15 protein-coding genes are annotated in these 14,867 nt (G+C 71.2%); 10 read left to right on the top strand and 5 right to left on the bottom strand.

Features of this window, described 5'->3' with window-relative positions; translation table 11 throughout:
- The first annotated feature begins 13 nt into the window (after nt 1–13).
- The 3 genes from AB0H43_RS11020 (at nt 14) to AB0H43_RS11010 (ending at nt 4,560) form a co-directional block, all read left to right on the top strand.
- Nucleotides 14–1,759, top strand: a complete 1,746-nt coding sequence (locus AB0H43_RS11020) for an MFS transporter (RefSeq protein WP_359999088.1) — start codon at nt 14–16, stop codon at nt 1,757–1,759.
- 628 nt (nt 1,760–2,387) lie between these two features.
- Complete coding sequence (gene paaI / locus AB0H43_RS11015) at nt 2,388–2,768, top strand: hydroxyphenylacetyl-CoA thioesterase PaaI (RefSeq protein WP_359999330.1); 381 nt, start codon at nt 2,388–2,390, stop codon at nt 2,766–2,768.
- Between the two features lie 139 nt (nt 2,769–2,907).
- Nucleotides 2,908–4,560 carry a cellulose-binding domain-containing protein gene (locus tag AB0H43_RS11010; protein WP_359999087.1) on the top strand — a complete coding sequence of 551 codons (1,653 nt, stop codon included), beginning with the start codon at nt 2,908–2,910 and terminating at the stop codon, nt 4,558–4,560.
- A 7-nt stretch (nt 4,561–4,567) separates the two neighbouring features.
- On the opposite strand, the gene AB0H43_RS11005 is transcribed toward AB0H43_RS11010, so the two are convergent.
- Nucleotides 4,568–5,659 (bottom strand): FAD-dependent monooxygenase, encoded by a 1,092-nt coding sequence (locus tag AB0H43_RS11005; protein ID WP_359999086.1) that lies wholly within the window; start codon nt 5,657–5,659, stop codon nt 4,568–4,570.
- Nucleotides 5,660–5,686: 27 nt separating this feature from the next.
- Here AB0H43_RS11005 and AB0H43_RS11000 point away from each other — a divergent pair, with 27 nt between their 5' ends.
- The 4 genes from AB0H43_RS11000 (at nt 5,687) to AB0H43_RS10985 (ending at nt 8,350) form a co-directional block, all read left to right on the top strand.
- The gene (locus AB0H43_RS11000) at nt 5,687–6,274 is read left to right on the top strand and encodes a TetR/AcrR family transcriptional regulator (protein ID WP_359999085.1); all 588 of its coding nucleotides are present in this window, start codon (nt 5,687–5,689) and stop codon (nt 6,272–6,274) included.
- A 10-nt stretch (nt 6,275–6,284) separates the two neighbouring features.
- Nucleotides 6,285–7,301, top strand: a complete 1,017-nt coding sequence (locus AB0H43_RS10995; protein WP_359999084.1) for a methyltransferase — start codon at nt 6,285–6,287, stop codon at nt 7,299–7,301.
- A 167-nt stretch (nt 7,302–7,468) separates the two neighbouring features.
- The gene (locus tag AB0H43_RS10990) at nt 7,469–7,912 is read left to right on the top strand and encodes a DoxX family protein (RefSeq protein ID WP_359999083.1); all 444 of its coding nucleotides are present in this window, start codon (nt 7,469–7,471) and stop codon (nt 7,910–7,912) included.
- A gap of 63 nt (nt 7,913–7,975) precedes the next feature.
- Entirely contained in the window at nt 7,976–8,350 is a 375-nt protein-coding gene (locus tag AB0H43_RS10985) for a hypothetical protein (RefSeq protein WP_359999082.1), read from the top strand.
- A 25-nt stretch (nt 8,351–8,375) separates the two neighbouring features.
- Here the strand turns inward: AB0H43_RS10985 and AB0H43_RS10980 are convergent, their stop codons facing one another.
- The gene (locus AB0H43_RS10980; protein WP_359999081.1) at nt 8,376–8,900 is read right to left on the bottom strand and encodes a MauE/DoxX family redox-associated membrane protein; all 525 of its coding nucleotides are present in this window, start codon (nt 8,898–8,900) and stop codon (nt 8,376–8,378) included.
- 129 nt (nt 8,901–9,029) lie between these two features.
- Here AB0H43_RS10980 and AB0H43_RS10975 point away from each other — a divergent pair, with 129 nt between their 5' ends.
- Complete coding sequence (locus AB0H43_RS10975) at nt 9,030–9,281, top strand: glutaredoxin domain-containing protein (RefSeq protein WP_359999080.1); 252 nt, start codon at nt 9,030–9,032, stop codon at nt 9,279–9,281.
- 161 nt (nt 9,282–9,442) lie between these two features.
- Here the strand turns inward: AB0H43_RS10975 and AB0H43_RS10970 are convergent, their stop codons facing one another.
- Entirely contained in the window at nt 9,443–11,368 is a 1,926-nt protein-coding gene (locus AB0H43_RS10970; protein ID WP_359999079.1) for an FtsX-like permease family protein, read from the bottom strand.
- Complete coding sequence (locus tag AB0H43_RS10965; protein ID WP_359999078.1) at nt 11,365–12,105, bottom strand: ABC transporter ATP-binding protein; 741 nt, start codon at nt 12,103–12,105, stop codon at nt 11,365–11,367. The genes AB0H43_RS10970 and AB0H43_RS10965 overlap by 4 nt, the downstream gene beginning before the upstream one ends.
- Nucleotides 12,106–12,214: 109 nt before the next feature.
- Between AB0H43_RS10965 and AB0H43_RS10960 the strand changes: the two genes are divergently transcribed.
- Together AB0H43_RS10960 and AB0H43_RS10955 are read left to right on the top strand one after the other, a co-directional pair.
- On the top strand, nt 12,215–13,459 hold the full coding sequence (locus tag AB0H43_RS10960) for a sensor domain-containing protein (protein WP_359999077.1): 1,245 nt from the start codon (nt 12,215–12,217) through the stop codon (nt 13,457–13,459).
- Between the two features lie 8 nt (nt 13,460–13,467).
- A complete protein-coding gene (locus tag AB0H43_RS10955) occupies nt 13,468–14,115 on the top strand; it encodes a response regulator transcription factor (protein ID WP_359999329.1) in 648 nt (215 codons plus the stop codon).
- Here AB0H43_RS10955 and AB0H43_RS10950 read toward each other — a convergent pair.
- Entirely contained in the window at nt 14,090–14,866 is a 777-nt protein-coding gene (locus tag AB0H43_RS10950; protein ID WP_359999076.1) for an FkbM family methyltransferase, read from the bottom strand. The two genes, AB0H43_RS10955 and AB0H43_RS10950, sit on opposite strands and share 26 nt — an antisense overlap.
- Nucleotide 14,867 lies beyond the last annotated feature (1 nt).

Here is a 14,867-nt window from a genome sequence, read left to right as displayed (position 1 = left end):
GGACGGTGATCGCATGACCGATCGCTACAAGTGGGTCGCGTTGTCGAACACGACCCTCGGCATGCTCATCGCCACGATCAACTCCTCGATCGTGCTCATCTCGCTGCCCGCCATCTTCAACGGCGTCGACCTCGACCCGCTGCTCCCCGGCAACGTCAGCTACCTGCTCTGGATGCTGATGGGCTACATGCTCGTCACCGCCGTGCTCGTGGTGACCCTGGGCCGGCTCGGCGACATCTACGGCCGCGTACGCATCTACAACCTGGGCTTCGCCATCTTCGCCGCCACCTCGGTGATCCTCTCGCTGGACCCGTTCACCGGCGGCAAGGGCGCCCTGTGGCTGATCGGCTGGCGGGTGGTGCAGGCGATCGGCGGCGCGATGCTCATGGCGAACTCGGCCGCCATCATCACCGACGCGTTCCCGGCCGCCCAGCGGGGCATGGCGCTCGGCATCAACATCGTCGCCGCCATCGCCGGATCCTTCATCGGACTGGTGCTGGGCGGGGTCCTCGCGGAGTGGAACTGGCGCTCGATCTTCTGGGTCAACGTCCCGATCGGCGTCGCCGGCACGATCTGGGCCTACAAGTCGTTGCGGGACAACGGCGTACGCCGGCCGGGGAAGATCGACTGGTGGGGCAACCTCACCTTCGCCGCCGGGCTGACCGCGGTGCTGGCCGCGATCACCTACGGCATCCAGCCGTACGGGGGCCACTCGATGGGCTGGACGAACCCGTGGATCGTCGCCGGGCTCGCCGGGGGAGCGCTGCTGCTGGTGGCGTTCGGCGTCATCGAGGCCAAGGTCGCCGAACCGATGTTCCCGCTGCGGCTGTTTCGCATCCCGGCGTTCACGGGCGGCAACGCGGCCAGCCTGCTGGGCTCGATCGCGCGCGGCGGTCTGCAGTTCATGCTGATCATCTGGTTGCAGGGCATCTGGCTGCCGCTGCACGGCTACGACTACGAGCAGACCCCGCTGTGGGCGGGCATCTACCTGCTGCCGTTGACGGTCGGGTTCCTCGCCGCCGGTCCGCTGTCCGGGTTCCTGTCCGACCGGTTCGGCCCGCGCCCGTTCGCCGCCGGTGGGCTGCTGCTCATGTCGGCGTCGTTCGCCGCACTGCTATTGGTGCCGACGAACTTCCACTACGGCGTCTTCGCGCTACTGGTCTTCCTCAACGGGTTCGGCGGCGGGCTGTTCTCCGCCCCGAACACGGCGCTGATCATGTCGAGCGTCCCGGCGCACCTACGTGGGGTCGCCTCCGGCATGCGGGCCACCTTCCAGAACGCGGGCATGGTGCTCTCGATCGGCGTGTTCTTCTCCCTGATGGTCGCCGGGCTCTCGGGTTCGCTGCCGTCCACTCTGGACTCCGGACTGACGGCGCAGGGCGTACCGCCGGAAGCGGCGCACACGATCGCGTCGTTGCCGCCGGTGGGCACCCTGTTCGCGGCGTTCCTCGGCTACAACCCGATCCAGGAACTGCTCGGGCCGCAGATCCTCGGCCAGCTCCCGCCGGCGAACGCGGCGACGCTCACCGACCGGCAGTTCTTCCCCGACCTCATCGCCGGGCCGTTCCACGACGGGCTGGTCGTCGTCTTCTGGCTGGCCATCGTCATGGGCATCCTCGGCGCGGCCGCTTCGATGGTCTCACCGCGTACGCAGCCGGCCACCGACCTGGTGACCCGGGAGAGCGAGCTGATCGACGAGCTGGGCGTACAGCCGCTCACGCCGATCCCGGCGTCGGCCGAGCCGTCCCGCCGCGACTGACCTCCTCTCGCGGGCGCTGCGCTCGGCTTCCTGGCGGGGCTCGCCTTCCGGTGGGCCCGCCTCCCGCCTCCCGGCGGCTCGCCTCCCGCGAGGGCGCGACTTCCTGGGGCGCGGCTTCCGGCTGGCGCCCGACTCCCGCCTCCCGGCGGCGGCGCGGCTTCCGGCGGCTCGCCTCCCGCGAGGGCGCGACTTCCGGGGGCGCGGCTTCCGGCTGGGGCGCGACTTCCGGCGGCGCGGCTTCCGGCTGGGGCCCGACTCCCGCCTCCCGGCGGCGGCGCGGCTTCCGGCGGCTCGCCTCCCGCGAGAGCGCGACTTCCGGGGGCGCGGCTTCCGGCTGGGGCCCGACTTCCGGAAGGCCAGGTACCTTTCCCGGCACCGGTTAGGTACCTGGCCTTCCGGTAGTCGCCAGAACCTGCCCGCAGCCCCGAAGGCCCCGCACGCGGGGCAATGAGTCGCCGGAGCCTGCCCGCAGTCCCGAAGGCCCCGCACGCGGGGCAATGAGTCGCCGGAACCTGCCCGAAGCGCCGAAGGCCCCGCACGCGTGGCGTGGGGTGGGGTGGGCGGTACCGTGATCACCGTGAACGAGCTGGACGACGCGCTTGAGCTGGCCCGGCGTTCCGCCGACGCGATGTACGCCGGCGATCTCGCCTCGCAGCGCGCGGGAGTGACCGTCGACGAGGTCGCGCCGGGCCGGGCGACGGCGCGGATGACGGTGACCCGCGACATGATCAACGGGCACGACATCTGTCACGGCGGGTTCGTGTTCCTGCTGGCGGACACGGCGTTCGCGTTCGCGTGCAACACCTACGGGACTCCGACGGTCGCGGAGGCGTGCGACATCGTCTTCGTGCGCGCGGCGAAGCTGGGCGACGTGCTGACCGCCGTCGCGGCAGAGCGCACCCGGTACGGCCGCAGTGGCATCTACGACGTGACCGTCACCTGCGGCGACGAGGTCGTGGCCGAGTTTCGTGGCAAGTCCCGGGAACTCCGGAAGTCTTCCGAGGGCTGATCGCCATCTCCACCTGCGTCACTAGACCGGCGAAGCGTGCCAACGACCGGAAGTTTCCGGAAAGCTATTGACGTAGAGGGTCTCATCGATCGACTCTGGTTCTGCCCGACCATCTGTGATCATCCATCGGGGAGGCCCAGTGATCCACATCCCGGGCCGTTCCAGCGTGCGGCCGACCGTCCTCGCCCTGGCGGTCGCCGCGCTCGTCGTCGCTGGGGCGGCCACCGTCGTCGCTCACGCCGCGCCCACCGCTCTCACCCTCGCCGCCGCGGTCGAGGATGAGGGCTCGGGCTGCGCGGTGTCTCTGCCCGGCTCCACACCGTCCACCAGCAAGCTGCCCGATCCGTTCCAGAAGATCGACGGCACGCGTATCACGTCCAAGTCGGACTGGCGATGCCGCCGCGAGGAGATCAAGAAGCAGGCCGAGGCCACCGTCTACGGCACGAAACCGCCGAAGCCGGCGAGCGTCAGCGGCACGGTGTCGCGTACGGGCATCACGGTCAACGTCAGCGACAACGGCCGCAGCTCGAGCTTCTCGGCGAGTGTCAGCGTGCCCAGCACCGGCGCCGCGCCTTATCCGGCCGTCATCGTGGTCGGCGGGCTCGGCGCCGACACGTCGACCATCCAAAGTAGCGGCGTCGCGGTCATCAACTACGACCCGCTTGCCGTCGGCAAGGAGGGCACCGCCCGGAACAACAAGCAGGGCGCGTTCTACAACGTCTACGGCGCGACCAGCAGCACCGGCATTCTGATGGCCTGGGCCTGGGGCGTCAGCCGGATCATCGACGTCATCGAGCAGTCCGGCGGCAGCGTGCTGCGGGCCGACGGGCTCGGCGTCACCGGCTGCTCCCGCTACGGCAAGGGCGCGTTCGTCATCGGCGCGTTCGACCAGCGGATCGCGCTGACCATGCCGATCGAGTCCGGCAGCGGGGGAGCGCCCATCTTCCGCGGGATTCCGGGTGAGTCCGGTGCACAACCGCTGAGCAGCGCGTACTCGGAGCAGCCGTGGCTCGGCGACGCGTTCGGCTCGTACACCGGCAACCCGGCCGCGTTGCCGGTCGACACCCACGAGATGGTGGCGATGGTCGCGCCCCGTGGGCTGTTCCTCATGGAGAACCCCCGCATCGACTGGCTCGCCGCCCGTTCGGGCAGCGTCGCCGCGCTCGCGGGCGCCGAGGTCTACAAGGCCCTCGGCGCGGGCGAGAACATCACCTACTGGTCCGACATTCAGGACGGTACGCACTGTGCCGTGCGGTCGGAGTGGCGTACGCCCTTGGTGCAGAACCTGCAGAAGTATCTGCTGAAGACGGGCAGTGCCGCCGGAACGTTCCGGATCTCCAGCCTGAAAGCGGGGAACCTGGCGGACTGGCGGGACTGGACGACTCCGGTGCTGAGCGACAGCCCGACGTCGCCACCACCCTCGTCCTCGCCGCCTTCTTCGCCTCCACCGTCCTCACCGCCGCCGTCGTCGCCCCCGCCATCCTCGCCGCCTCCGACGGGAGCGTGCGCGGCCGCGTACCGGACGGTCAACTCCTGGCCGGGAGGCTTCCAGGGCGAGGTGACGGTCACTGCCGGAGGCTCGGCGATCAACGGCTGGACCGTCGGCTGGACGCTGGGCTCCGGCCAGACCATCACCCAGCTTTGGGGCGGCACCTTCACGGTCGGCGGCTCGGCCGTGACGGTGAGGAACCTGTCGTACAACGGGAATCTCGGGGCTAGAGCGTCGACGACGTTCGGCTTCCTCGCCAACGGCAGCCCGTCCACTCCCACTCTCACCTGCACAAGTCCATAGTGGTGGCCTAGGACCGGAGGCGGGCGGCGAAGTCGCGTACGCGTCGGCCGCCTTCGGTCCTAGGCACCATGACCCGGACGTTCACGCCGATCCGCTGCTTCTTCGCGACCAGCCCCCGGTGGGCGGCGTGATACCGGTCGAAGGCGATCCGGTGGTCGCCGTCGGCCGCGGCCAGCTCCTCGGCCAGCTTGTACGCCCCGACCAGCGCCAGTTCGGCGCCGGCGCCGGAGGCGGGGGAGGCGCACCAGGCGGCGTCCCCGGTCAACGCGAACCGGCCCGCCGACCACGTCGGCATCTTCACCTGGCTCAGTGCGTCGAAGTAGAACTCGGGATCGGCGAGTGCGGCGTCGAGCAGCTCCGGAATCCGCCACGAGCGATCCTTCCCGAACGCCTCCCGCACCAGGCGCTTGTGCTCGGCGACGTCGCGGTGATCGACCGCGATGGGCCGGGACCGGAAGATGAAGTACGCCTTGGCCTGCGGATGGTTGCCGGACCGGTAGAGTCCGGCCATCTTGCCCGGGGTGTTGAACATGGTGACCCAGCGGTCCTCGCCGAGCGCCGCGTCGGCGTCGGCGAACGCGAAGTAATGGTCCTTGAAGCGGAGGTAGTCCGCCTCGGGGCCGAAGGCCAGTCGCCGGGTCGCCGAGTGCAGCCCGTCGGCTCCGACGACCAAGTCGAACCGGCGCGTACCGCCGTGGGCGAGGTCGACGGTGACGCCGTCGTCGCGCTGGCGCAGCGCCGTGATCCGGTCGCCGAAGACGTACTCCACGTCGGTCACGCTGTGCAGCAGGGCGACCAGGTCGCCGCGCATGATCTCCACACTGCCCGGGTCGCGGATGTCGATCCGGGCCACCGCCCGGTCGTCGGCGTCGACGAACTTCATGCCGTGCACGTCGGTGGCGGCCGCCCGAATCTGGGGCAGCAGGCCCATGCGGTCCACGACGGCGGTGGCCTGGTCGCGTACGTCGACGCCGTTGCCGCCGGCCCGCAGCCGGTCCGCCCGCTCGACGACGGTGGGCTGGAAACCGTGTCTGGACAGCCAGTGCGCCAGGGTCAGCCCGGCAATGCTCGCGCCCGAGATCAGGATGCGATGGTTCACGGCCACTCCTCGAGTACGATAACTGAAATGCTCGTTCCAGATTATGTGGAAGGGACGTTCCAGATGTCAACTCCGAGCCGGGCCGACGCCGTACGCAACCGGCAGCTGGCGCTCGACGCCGCCACCGCGCTGCTCGCCGAGCCCGATGCCGCGCTCACGGTCGAGGCGATCGCCAAGAAGGCCGGCCTCGGCGCGGGCACCGTCGTGCGCGCGTTCGGCGGCAAGGAGGCGCTCCTCGACGCGGCCGTCGCGGGACTGCTGCGCCCCGTGGTCGCCCGAGCGCGCGAACTGGCCGCTGATGACCGGCCGGATCGGGCGCTGCGTACGTTCCTCGGCGAGCTGATGACGTTCCAGGCGGCGCACCACGCGGCGGGCGACAACCTGCGGGGCTTGGCTGCGCCGGAGACCACGGCACTCCGTGGCGAGCTCGTCGCCACCGTCGAGACGATGCTCACCGGCGCCCAACAGGCGGGCCGCGTACGCGCCGACATCCCGCTCGGCACCCTGACGGCGGTCATCGGCGAGGCCGCGTACGCCGTCGCCCGGTCCGGAGCGGCCGATCACATCAACGCATTTCTCACCGTACTGCTGGACGGGCTCAAACCGTCTACATGAGAATGGCCGGATGATCACTCCCACTCCGCTGATGCGGCTCGTGACCGGCTTCTGGAGCTTCAAGACCCTCGCCGTCGCCGTCGAGCTGGACCTGTTCACCCGGATCGCGGGCGGCCGGGTCGTCACGGTCGCCGACCTGCGCGACGAACTCGGGCTCGCCGACCGCCCCGCCGACATGCTGCTGGCCGCCTGCGCCTCGCTCGGCCTGCTCGACCGGGACGGCGACGGCTATCGCAACTCCGCGATCGCCGAGGAGTTCCTCGTCGCCGGGCGCCCCTACTACTTCGGCGGACAGGTCCGGTACTGCGACGTGAAGACCTACCTGCCGTGGCATCGCATCGGCGAGGCGCTGCGCGACGACCGCCCGCTGACCTGGGATCCCGACACCGACCGCTCGGCCTTCGAGACCGGCGATCCGGCGATGCTGGCCGAGTTCTGGGAGGCCATGTTCTCCACCTCCATCTTCACCGCGCGCACCCTCGCCTCGGCGTACGACTTCGGGCCGCATTCGCGGCTGCTCGACGTCGGTGGCGGCGGCGGGGCGTACCCGATCGAACTGTGCCGGAACTTCGGCCACCTCAAGGCCGCGGTGCTGGATCTGCCGCACGTGTGCGAGATCGCGGCCGGGAAGATCGCGGCGGCCGGACTGGCCGACCGCATCGAGACGGTGCCGGGCGACTTCCGCGCGGACCCGGCGCTGCCGGCCGGTTATGACGTGCTGCTGCTGAGCATGATCCTGCACGACTGGGACGAGGCGACCAACCGCGACCTGCTCGCGAAGTGCTACGCCGCGCTGCCGCCCGACGGCGTCCTCATCATCTCCGAACTGCTGCTCAACGCCGACCGGACCGGGCCCGCCGAAGCGGCGCTGATGGGGATGAACATGATCGTCGAGACCGAGGGCGGCCGGAACTACTCCGATGTGGAGTACGCCACCTGGCTCACCGAGACGGGCTTCGCCGACGTCCGCGTCGTCCCACTGAACGCGCCCGGCGCCAACGGAGTGGTGATCGCCCGCAAGCCCTGACCGTTCGGCTGCGGATCACGGTTACGCAGGTCTCAGGTCTCCACCGCCTCGCCAGGGGCGCGTAACCGTGATCCGCAGCGAATCGAGTGGGGCGCGTCACGAATCTTGCCGTTGACAAGTTCGCGATCAGGGAGCAATCTTGTCGTCGACAAGATTGGAGACGCGTCATGGCCCCTCTCATCGCTCTCATCGGCGGTTTCGCCGTCCTGCGCCTGCTCGGCCTCGTCGGCGTGGATGCACTCGACGCCTGGCAGCCCGCCCTGCGAGGCGGCCTCGCGCTCATGTTCGTCACGACCGGCGTCGTGCACTTCCTCCCGGAGTGGCGGCGCGACATGATCGCCATGATCCCGCCACGGCTGCCCCGGCCGGACCTGCTCGTCACACTGACCGGTGTCCTGGAGCTCGCGGGCGCGGTGGGCCTGCTGATCAAGCCACTCGCCCCGCTTGCCGCGATCTGCCTCGCGCTGCTGATGCTCGCGATGTTCCCCGCCAACGTCCAGGCCGCACGCCGGGGACTCACGCTCGGCGGCAAGCCGGCCACCCCGCTGCCGCTGCGTACGGTGCTCCAGGTGATCTTCGTCGGGGTGGCGGTCGCAGCCGCGCTTGGTTAGTCCGTTACGTCCCGGTCCGCGCAGCGTTTCCTCCAGCAGATGTGGTACGCGGAGAGGTGCGCCATGGAACTGCCGGTGGAGTCGCCGACCGACGCGATCGCGACCGAGGACGTCGACGACCCGACCCTGGCGTACGCGTGGATCGGGGCGCTCGCCGCTGTCGTCGCGCTCGGCGGCGCCTGGGCGACCGGGGTCGGGCTGCGGACGTGGATTCCCGACTATCACCTGCCGCCGCATCCCGGGCGGGATCTGCTCGTCCGGTTCGCCCTGGTCGGCATGGCGACGGCGCCCAGCGTCCTGGCGATCGTCTGCGGCTGGCGGGCTCGGGGCCGGGGCCTCGTCCGGGCGCTCATCCCCGCCGCGATCGGCCTCCTGATCGGACTCTGCTGGCTCGCCACGTACGCCGTCGCCGCCGCGTCCGAAGTGGTCGCCCGCTGAGCGCCGTGGCGTACCAGTGGCTGTTTCAGGGAGTGCGGAAGAGCGCGAGCAGGTCGTCGAGCCGGGTGACCAGCAGGCCTACGACGACGCCGGTGGCGGCCGCGACGACCGCGGGCGCCACCTCGATCGGGCCGCCGCTCAGCGCGGCGGTCAGGCCGAGCGCGGCCAGCGCCATCAGGCCCGAGTTGCGAAAGACGTGACTCCATCCCAGTGGCGTGACCGACGCGCCGAAGCACCGGCAGGGCGCGTTCTTGCCGCGGCGGATCGCGCTCGTGATGGCCACTGTGAACGATCCGAGCAGGCCGATCGCGAGGACGAACCCGGCCGCCCCGAAGATTCGGCCAGGCACCACGAGCAGGAGCGAGATTGCGATCTCCGCGGCGAGTGAGGCCCACGCGGCCGGTTGCAGCAGGCGAGCGGGGACGGCGTCCATGCGGTTGAGCGAGTCGACGAACGCCCGCCAGGCCGGGCGGCTCGCGATCTTCCCCGCCACGGCGGTCGCGAAGACGGTCACCAGCAACAGGCGGCAGGCCAGCTCGAGGTAGGACACGAGCGGACGGTATCCACCGCGACGGCCGTGATGCAAGAGGTCCGGGTGGCCGAGTAGCGGCCAGTCGGCCGGCATCCGCATCCCTGCCGTGGTGGGAATAGCGGGCGGCGGCTGGGACTTGATCGAGACATGACTGACACCCTCACCGTGTACGGGGCGACCTGGTGCGGCGACTGCGTACGCACCAAGCGGTTCCTCGACCGCAACGGCGTCGCGTACGCCTGGATCGACACCGACGCGGACGACACGGCGCGCGACTACGTCCAGCGGGTGCAGGACGGTCGCATGTCGATCCCGGTCGTCGCCCTGCCGGACGGCCGCCACCTGGTCGAGCCGGCCGACAAGGAACTGGCCGAGGCGCTCGGCATCGCCTGGCCGTAGCCGGTCGTCGCGCCGGGCCCGCCCGTCGAGCGAGCGGACCCGGCCCGATCACCCGGCCCGATCACGCGATCTGATCACCCGGCGTGATCACGCGGCGGCCTGATCACGCGGCCCGATCAAGCGGCGGCCCGATTACCCGGCGGCCCGCTTACTCGGCCCGATCACGCGGCGGCTCGTTTGCGAAGGTCGGCCGTGCCTGCCGCGGCCGCCGCCAAGGCGAGCCCGACGCAGGCGACGACGATAGCGGCCAGCGGGAGCCACGGAATGGTCATCGGGACGTCCACTCCGCTCCCGGCGAGGTCGGCGGTGACCGTCCGGCGGACGTGCCAGCCGAGCAGCGCGGTGGTGAGGGCGCCGAGGACCAGTCCCGCGCCGGTGACCAGAACGGCCTGCCACAGCACCGATCGGCGTACCTGGCGCCGGGTCGCGCCGAGCAGGTCGAGCGTCCGCTGCTGGCGACGTCGCCCGGTCGCGCCGATCAGCGTGGCGTTGACCACCGCGATCGCCGCATAGAACCCAGCGGGTCCAAGCAGGACGGTGAGGCCGAAGTTGTTGCTGCGCCGCACCTGGTCGGTGACCTCGCCGATCCATTCCTCCGCCGTCAGCACCCGGCTGCCGCTCCCGGCCAGCGTCCGGCTGAGCGCCGCCGCGGCCTGAGTCTCCGCACCCGGCACGGGGACGACGAACAAGTCGCCGCCGGGTTCGGCCGCGTTCAGGAGATCAGCGGGCAGCAAGATGTCGGAGTAGAGGTCGGGGGCGGCGGGCACGACGGCGACCACGGTGAGGTCCGTCCGCCGGCCGTCGATCCAGGCGGTGAGCCGGCCGCCGACCCCGACCCCGCTGTCGATCACCTGCGTCTCGGAGACGGCTACGGCCGGGCCGCGAAGGCGCGCGAGATCGCCCTTCGTAGCGTGCAGTCCCCGGGCCACCATCGCGGTGCCGACGTCGACCACGTCGACCTCGAGGCGCTCCTGCTCGTCCTCTCCGAAGGGGAGCGTCACCTGGCGGCGAACGTCGACCGTCCCTACCAGAGGGTCCGCTGCGATCTTGGTCGCGGCTTCACGCTCGTGCCCGGTGCCGGGGCGTACCACCAGCGGCGCGTGGAGCTGGGCGCGGTCCTGGGCGGAGGTCCAGTCGGCGGTGAAACTCAGCGCGAGCAGCATCGACCCGGCGATGGCGGAGATCGCGATGACCGGCGCGGCGACCGAGGTCGTCGTGCGTACGCCGGCCCGGAGTTCGTCGCGGGCCAGCCGGGCGGTCACGTCGCGACCAGCGAACGGGAGAGCCAGGAGCGCCGCGAGTCGCGGGACGATCAGCGTCCCGAAGGACATGAGCGCGATGACCACGACTTCAGGCAGCAGGACCGACGTCACCAGGGCGAAGAGCGGCTCCGCGCGCTGAGTCAGCACGATCGTGGTGAGCACGGTGGCCAGGCAGAGGATCCCCACCACCAGTTGCGCGACGCTCGGACGGGTGCGCTCGACCGTCGCCTCCCGCAGCGCCGCCGACGGGGAGATCCGAGCAGCCCGCCGGGCGGATCGCCGGGCGCCCAGCATCGCCACGGCAATGCCGGTCGGTGCGGCGATCGCCCAGGCCGGCCAGACAGGTGGTGCGACGAGGTGCAGGTCGGTGAGCCCGATGAGGCGGATCAGACCGAGCACCGGCCCCGTCAGCGGCGTCGCCGCGAGGCATCCGACGACGGCGGCCGCTACGGCGACGACGATCGACTCGCCGAGCACGAGACGGCGTACCTGGCGCCCGGTGGCGCCGATGAGCCGCAGCAGGCCCAGTTCGCGTCGCCGGGTCGCGATCACGAACCCGAACGTGCTGCCGACGACGAAGATCGCCATGAACAGCGAGATCGCCGACATGATGCCGAACATCGAGGTCAAGTCGTCGAGTTGGGACCGCTGATCCTGGGTCGCCCCGCCGCCGAGCGTGGCGAGGGTGGCGTCGACCGAGCCGATCAGGGTGACCGTGGTGGCGATCAGGACGACACCGCTGGCGAGGGCGACGAACGCGCCCAGGTAGGCGGGCCAGGACGCCCGAACGGTTTGGCGGGACAGCCGCAGGGTCGCCGAGCTCATCGGCGTTCCAGCTCGGTCATGCGCCGGGCGATCGCGTCGGCGTCGGCCCGATGGAGGCGGCCGACCGTCTGCCCGTCCGCGAGGAACAAGGTTTCGTCGGCGTACGAGGCGGCGAGGGGATCGTGGGTCACCATCACCACCGTCTGGCCGCCGTCCGCCAGCGCGCGGAGCAGCGTCAGGACTTCTCGGCCGGTGCTCCGATCGAGCGCGCCGGTCGGTTCGTCGGCGAAGATCACTCCCGGTACGCCGTACAGCGCCCGCGCGATCGCGACCCGCTGCTGTTGCCCGCCGGACAGTTCGGCGGGACGGCGCTTCGGCAGCGTACGCAGCCCGACGCGGTCCAGCGCGTCCAGCACCGCCGCCGGGTCGACCGGCAGCCCCGCGAGCCTGGCCGGCAGAGCGACGTTGTCGTACGCCGTCAGGGCGTCGAGCAGGTTGTACGACTGGAACACGAACGCCATCGAGGTCCGGCGGAACTCCGTCAAAGCGGTCTCACCTAGGCTGTCCAGTGGCGTGCCGGCGACCGTCACCCGGCCGCGATCCGGCCGGTCGAGCCCGGCGGCGACGTGGAGCAGAGTGGACTTCCCCGAACCGGACGGCCCCATGATCGCGGTGAAGCTGCCGCGAGCGAAGGCGTGGGTGACGCCGCGAAGCGCCGCGACGTCGCCGGCCCGGGAGCGGTAGGTGCGGATCACGTGCTCCAGCGCGACGGCCGGGGCGGTGAGGGTCTGTGTCATGCGTCCAGTCCAGCCCGTACGCGAATCCGGCGCACTGGCCGAGGCGCGAGGTCCGACGGTAGCGCACGCGCTACCGTCGCCGGCTCGGCCAACCCCTACGCTGGGTGAAGTGAGCCCCTACGCCGACGCCTGGACCGCCGTACGCGGCCGGCCCTGGCGTTTCCTCCTCTCGGCGTGGCCGTGGCGATCGCTGGTCTACCTGCTGTCGGCCGTGCCGCTCGGGATCGGCTTGCTGTCGGTGTTGGCGGCGATGTTCGTCCTCGGGCTGACCGTGGTCGGGCTCCTGCTCCTGGTGAGCATCCCCTTGGTGACCACTGTCCTCGCGGAGCTCGAGCGGGCTCGGCTCCGGCTGGTGTTCCCGCAGCCGTCCGACGGCCGGCGCCCGGCGCTGCGGGAACGGCTGCGTACCTGGCGGACCCTGCCCGTCGCGTGGCCGGAGATCGGGTACGCCGTCCTCCTGGCGACGGTCTGGTGGCTCGTCGACGTCCTCGTGCTGTCGGTGGCGATCACGACCCCGCTCGTGCTGCTGCTCGCGCCGGTCCTCGTCCGGTACGAGCCGGTGGAGGTGTTCGGCTGGCGGATCGAGAGCACCGGTGAAGCCGCGTTCGCCGTGGCGGCCGGGGTCGTGGCGCTCGCCGTCGCCGCATATCTGGTGACCGCGCTCGCCAGCGCCCAGGCCGCGCTCACCCGGCTCCTGCTCGATCCACCCGAGGCTCGGCTGGTCGCCGCCGTCACCGAGCTACGCCGCTCCCGGGCCGGGCTCGTCGACGCCTTCGAAGCGGAGCGTCGCCGCATCGAACGCGACCTGCACGACGGCGCGCAGCAACGGCTCGTCGCCCTGACGATGACACTGGGGCGGGCCGAGCTGGAGCTGGCCGGGGGACCCGCACTCGACCTGGTCACCCAGGCGCACTCCCTTGCCGAGGAGGCCTTGGAGGACCTCCGGGCGACCGTGCGCGGCATCCATCCGCAGGTCCTCACCGACCACGGCCTCGGCCCGGCGATTCACGAGCTGGCCGCAAGGTCGCCGGTCCCGGTCGACACCGACCTGCACCTGCCGGGGCAGCGGCTGCCCGCCCGGGTGGAGACCGCGGCGTACTTCCTCGTCAGCGAGGCGTTGACCAACATCGCCCGCCATTCCAGCGCGCGTACCGCTCAGGTGCACGCCTGGGTGGCCGACGACGCCCTCACCGTGATCGTCGTGGACGACGGCCACGGAGGCGCCGACCCGAGCCGGGGGACCGGACTGGCCGGTCTCGCCGCCCGCATCGACGCCGTCGACGGCGTACTCGACATCAGCAGCCCGCCCGGCGGCCCGACCCACGTGAGAATGACATGCCCGATCAGCCAATGAGACGGTCGTTGCGCATCGTGATCGCCGAGGACTCGGCGCTCCTGCGCGAAGGACTCGCCGGAATCCTGGAGAAGGCCGGTCACGAGGTGGTCGCCGCCGTCGCGGACGCCGACGCGCTGCTGGCGTACACCGCCGGGCGGCAGCCCGACGTCGTGATCACCGACATCCGCATGCCGCCGACCCATACCGACGAGGGGCTCCGGGCCGCCGTCGCGATCCGGGCCGCGCATCCCGGCGTCGCGATCGTCCTGCTGTCGGCGTACATCGCCGAGGCGTACGTCGCCGACCTGCTCGCCTCCACCTCCGGCGGCGGGATCGGCTACCTGCTCAAGGACCGCGTCAGTCACGTTCGCGAGTTCCTCGACAACCTCGACCGGGTCACCGCGGGCGGCACCGTCATCGACCCCGACGTGGTACGCCATCTCGTCGCCCGGCGTCGCAACGACGGTCCGCTCGCCACGCTCACCCACCGCGAACGCGAGGTGCTCGCCTTGATGGCCGAGGGCTACACCAATCCGACGATCGCCGAGCGGCTGGTCGTCAGCGAAGCGGCGGTCCGCAAACACGTCGGCAACATCTTCGCCAAACTCGATCTCGACCCCGACTCCGATCGTCGCGTCTCCGCGGTACTCACATATCTTCGCGGCGCGGCGTGACCGGCTGAGACCTGCGGCGGGCGTACACGTCGCCGGAACGGCCCAAGGGACGGAACCGCTGCAGCAGCGCGGTCAGCCCGGCCGCGTCGAGCCAGCCGGCCGAGGCGAGCCGCATGGTCTCGACCGGCGAGTAGTTGTACTCGTAATCGCCGAGCTTCTCGACCAGGTCCAGGCAGGTGAGCGCGGCGTCGTGCGCGGGCGGCAGGTACTCGAACGACAGCGCGCGAACCGGGTGGGACAGGCCGCGGAGCACTTCCGGCTCGAAGCCCTCGACGTCGATCTTCACGAACGCTGGTACGCCGTACGCCGCGACGAGCTGGTCGAGCGTGACGACGTCCACGGCGACGGTCCGGTTCCAGCGAATCCCGGCGAACCGGTGATCCCGGGTGACCGAGCTGATCCACTCCGGGGACATCGAGGAGACCGTCGGGGTCGCCGACGACAGCGCCATCGCCGTCCGGCCGGGTGCGGCGCCCACCGCCGAGGGCACCAGGACGACGTCGCGCGAACGGCCGAACAGAAGCCGCAGCAGCCGGACGAAGTCGGGCTGGGGCTCGACGGCGATCACCCGCGCGCCCAGCGCCCGCCAGGTGCGTACGCGATTGCCGACGTGCGCGCCGATGTCGAACCCGAGGTCGCCCGGACCCAGGAATTGGCCGTAGAACCGGCGCATCCGGCGCTGCCGCCCGGGGACGCCGTGATACATCGCGATCGATCGGGTCAGGCCCCAGGCGCGGGCGAACACGTCCATG

Source organism: Hamadaea sp. NPDC050747, assembly GCF_040654195.1.
Lineage (GTDB): Bacteria > Actinomycetota > Actinomycetes > Mycobacteriales > Micromonosporaceae > Hamadaea.
The sequence above is the reverse complement of the archived record's forward strand: the minus strand, read 5'-3'. Positions and strand labels throughout refer to the sequence as shown.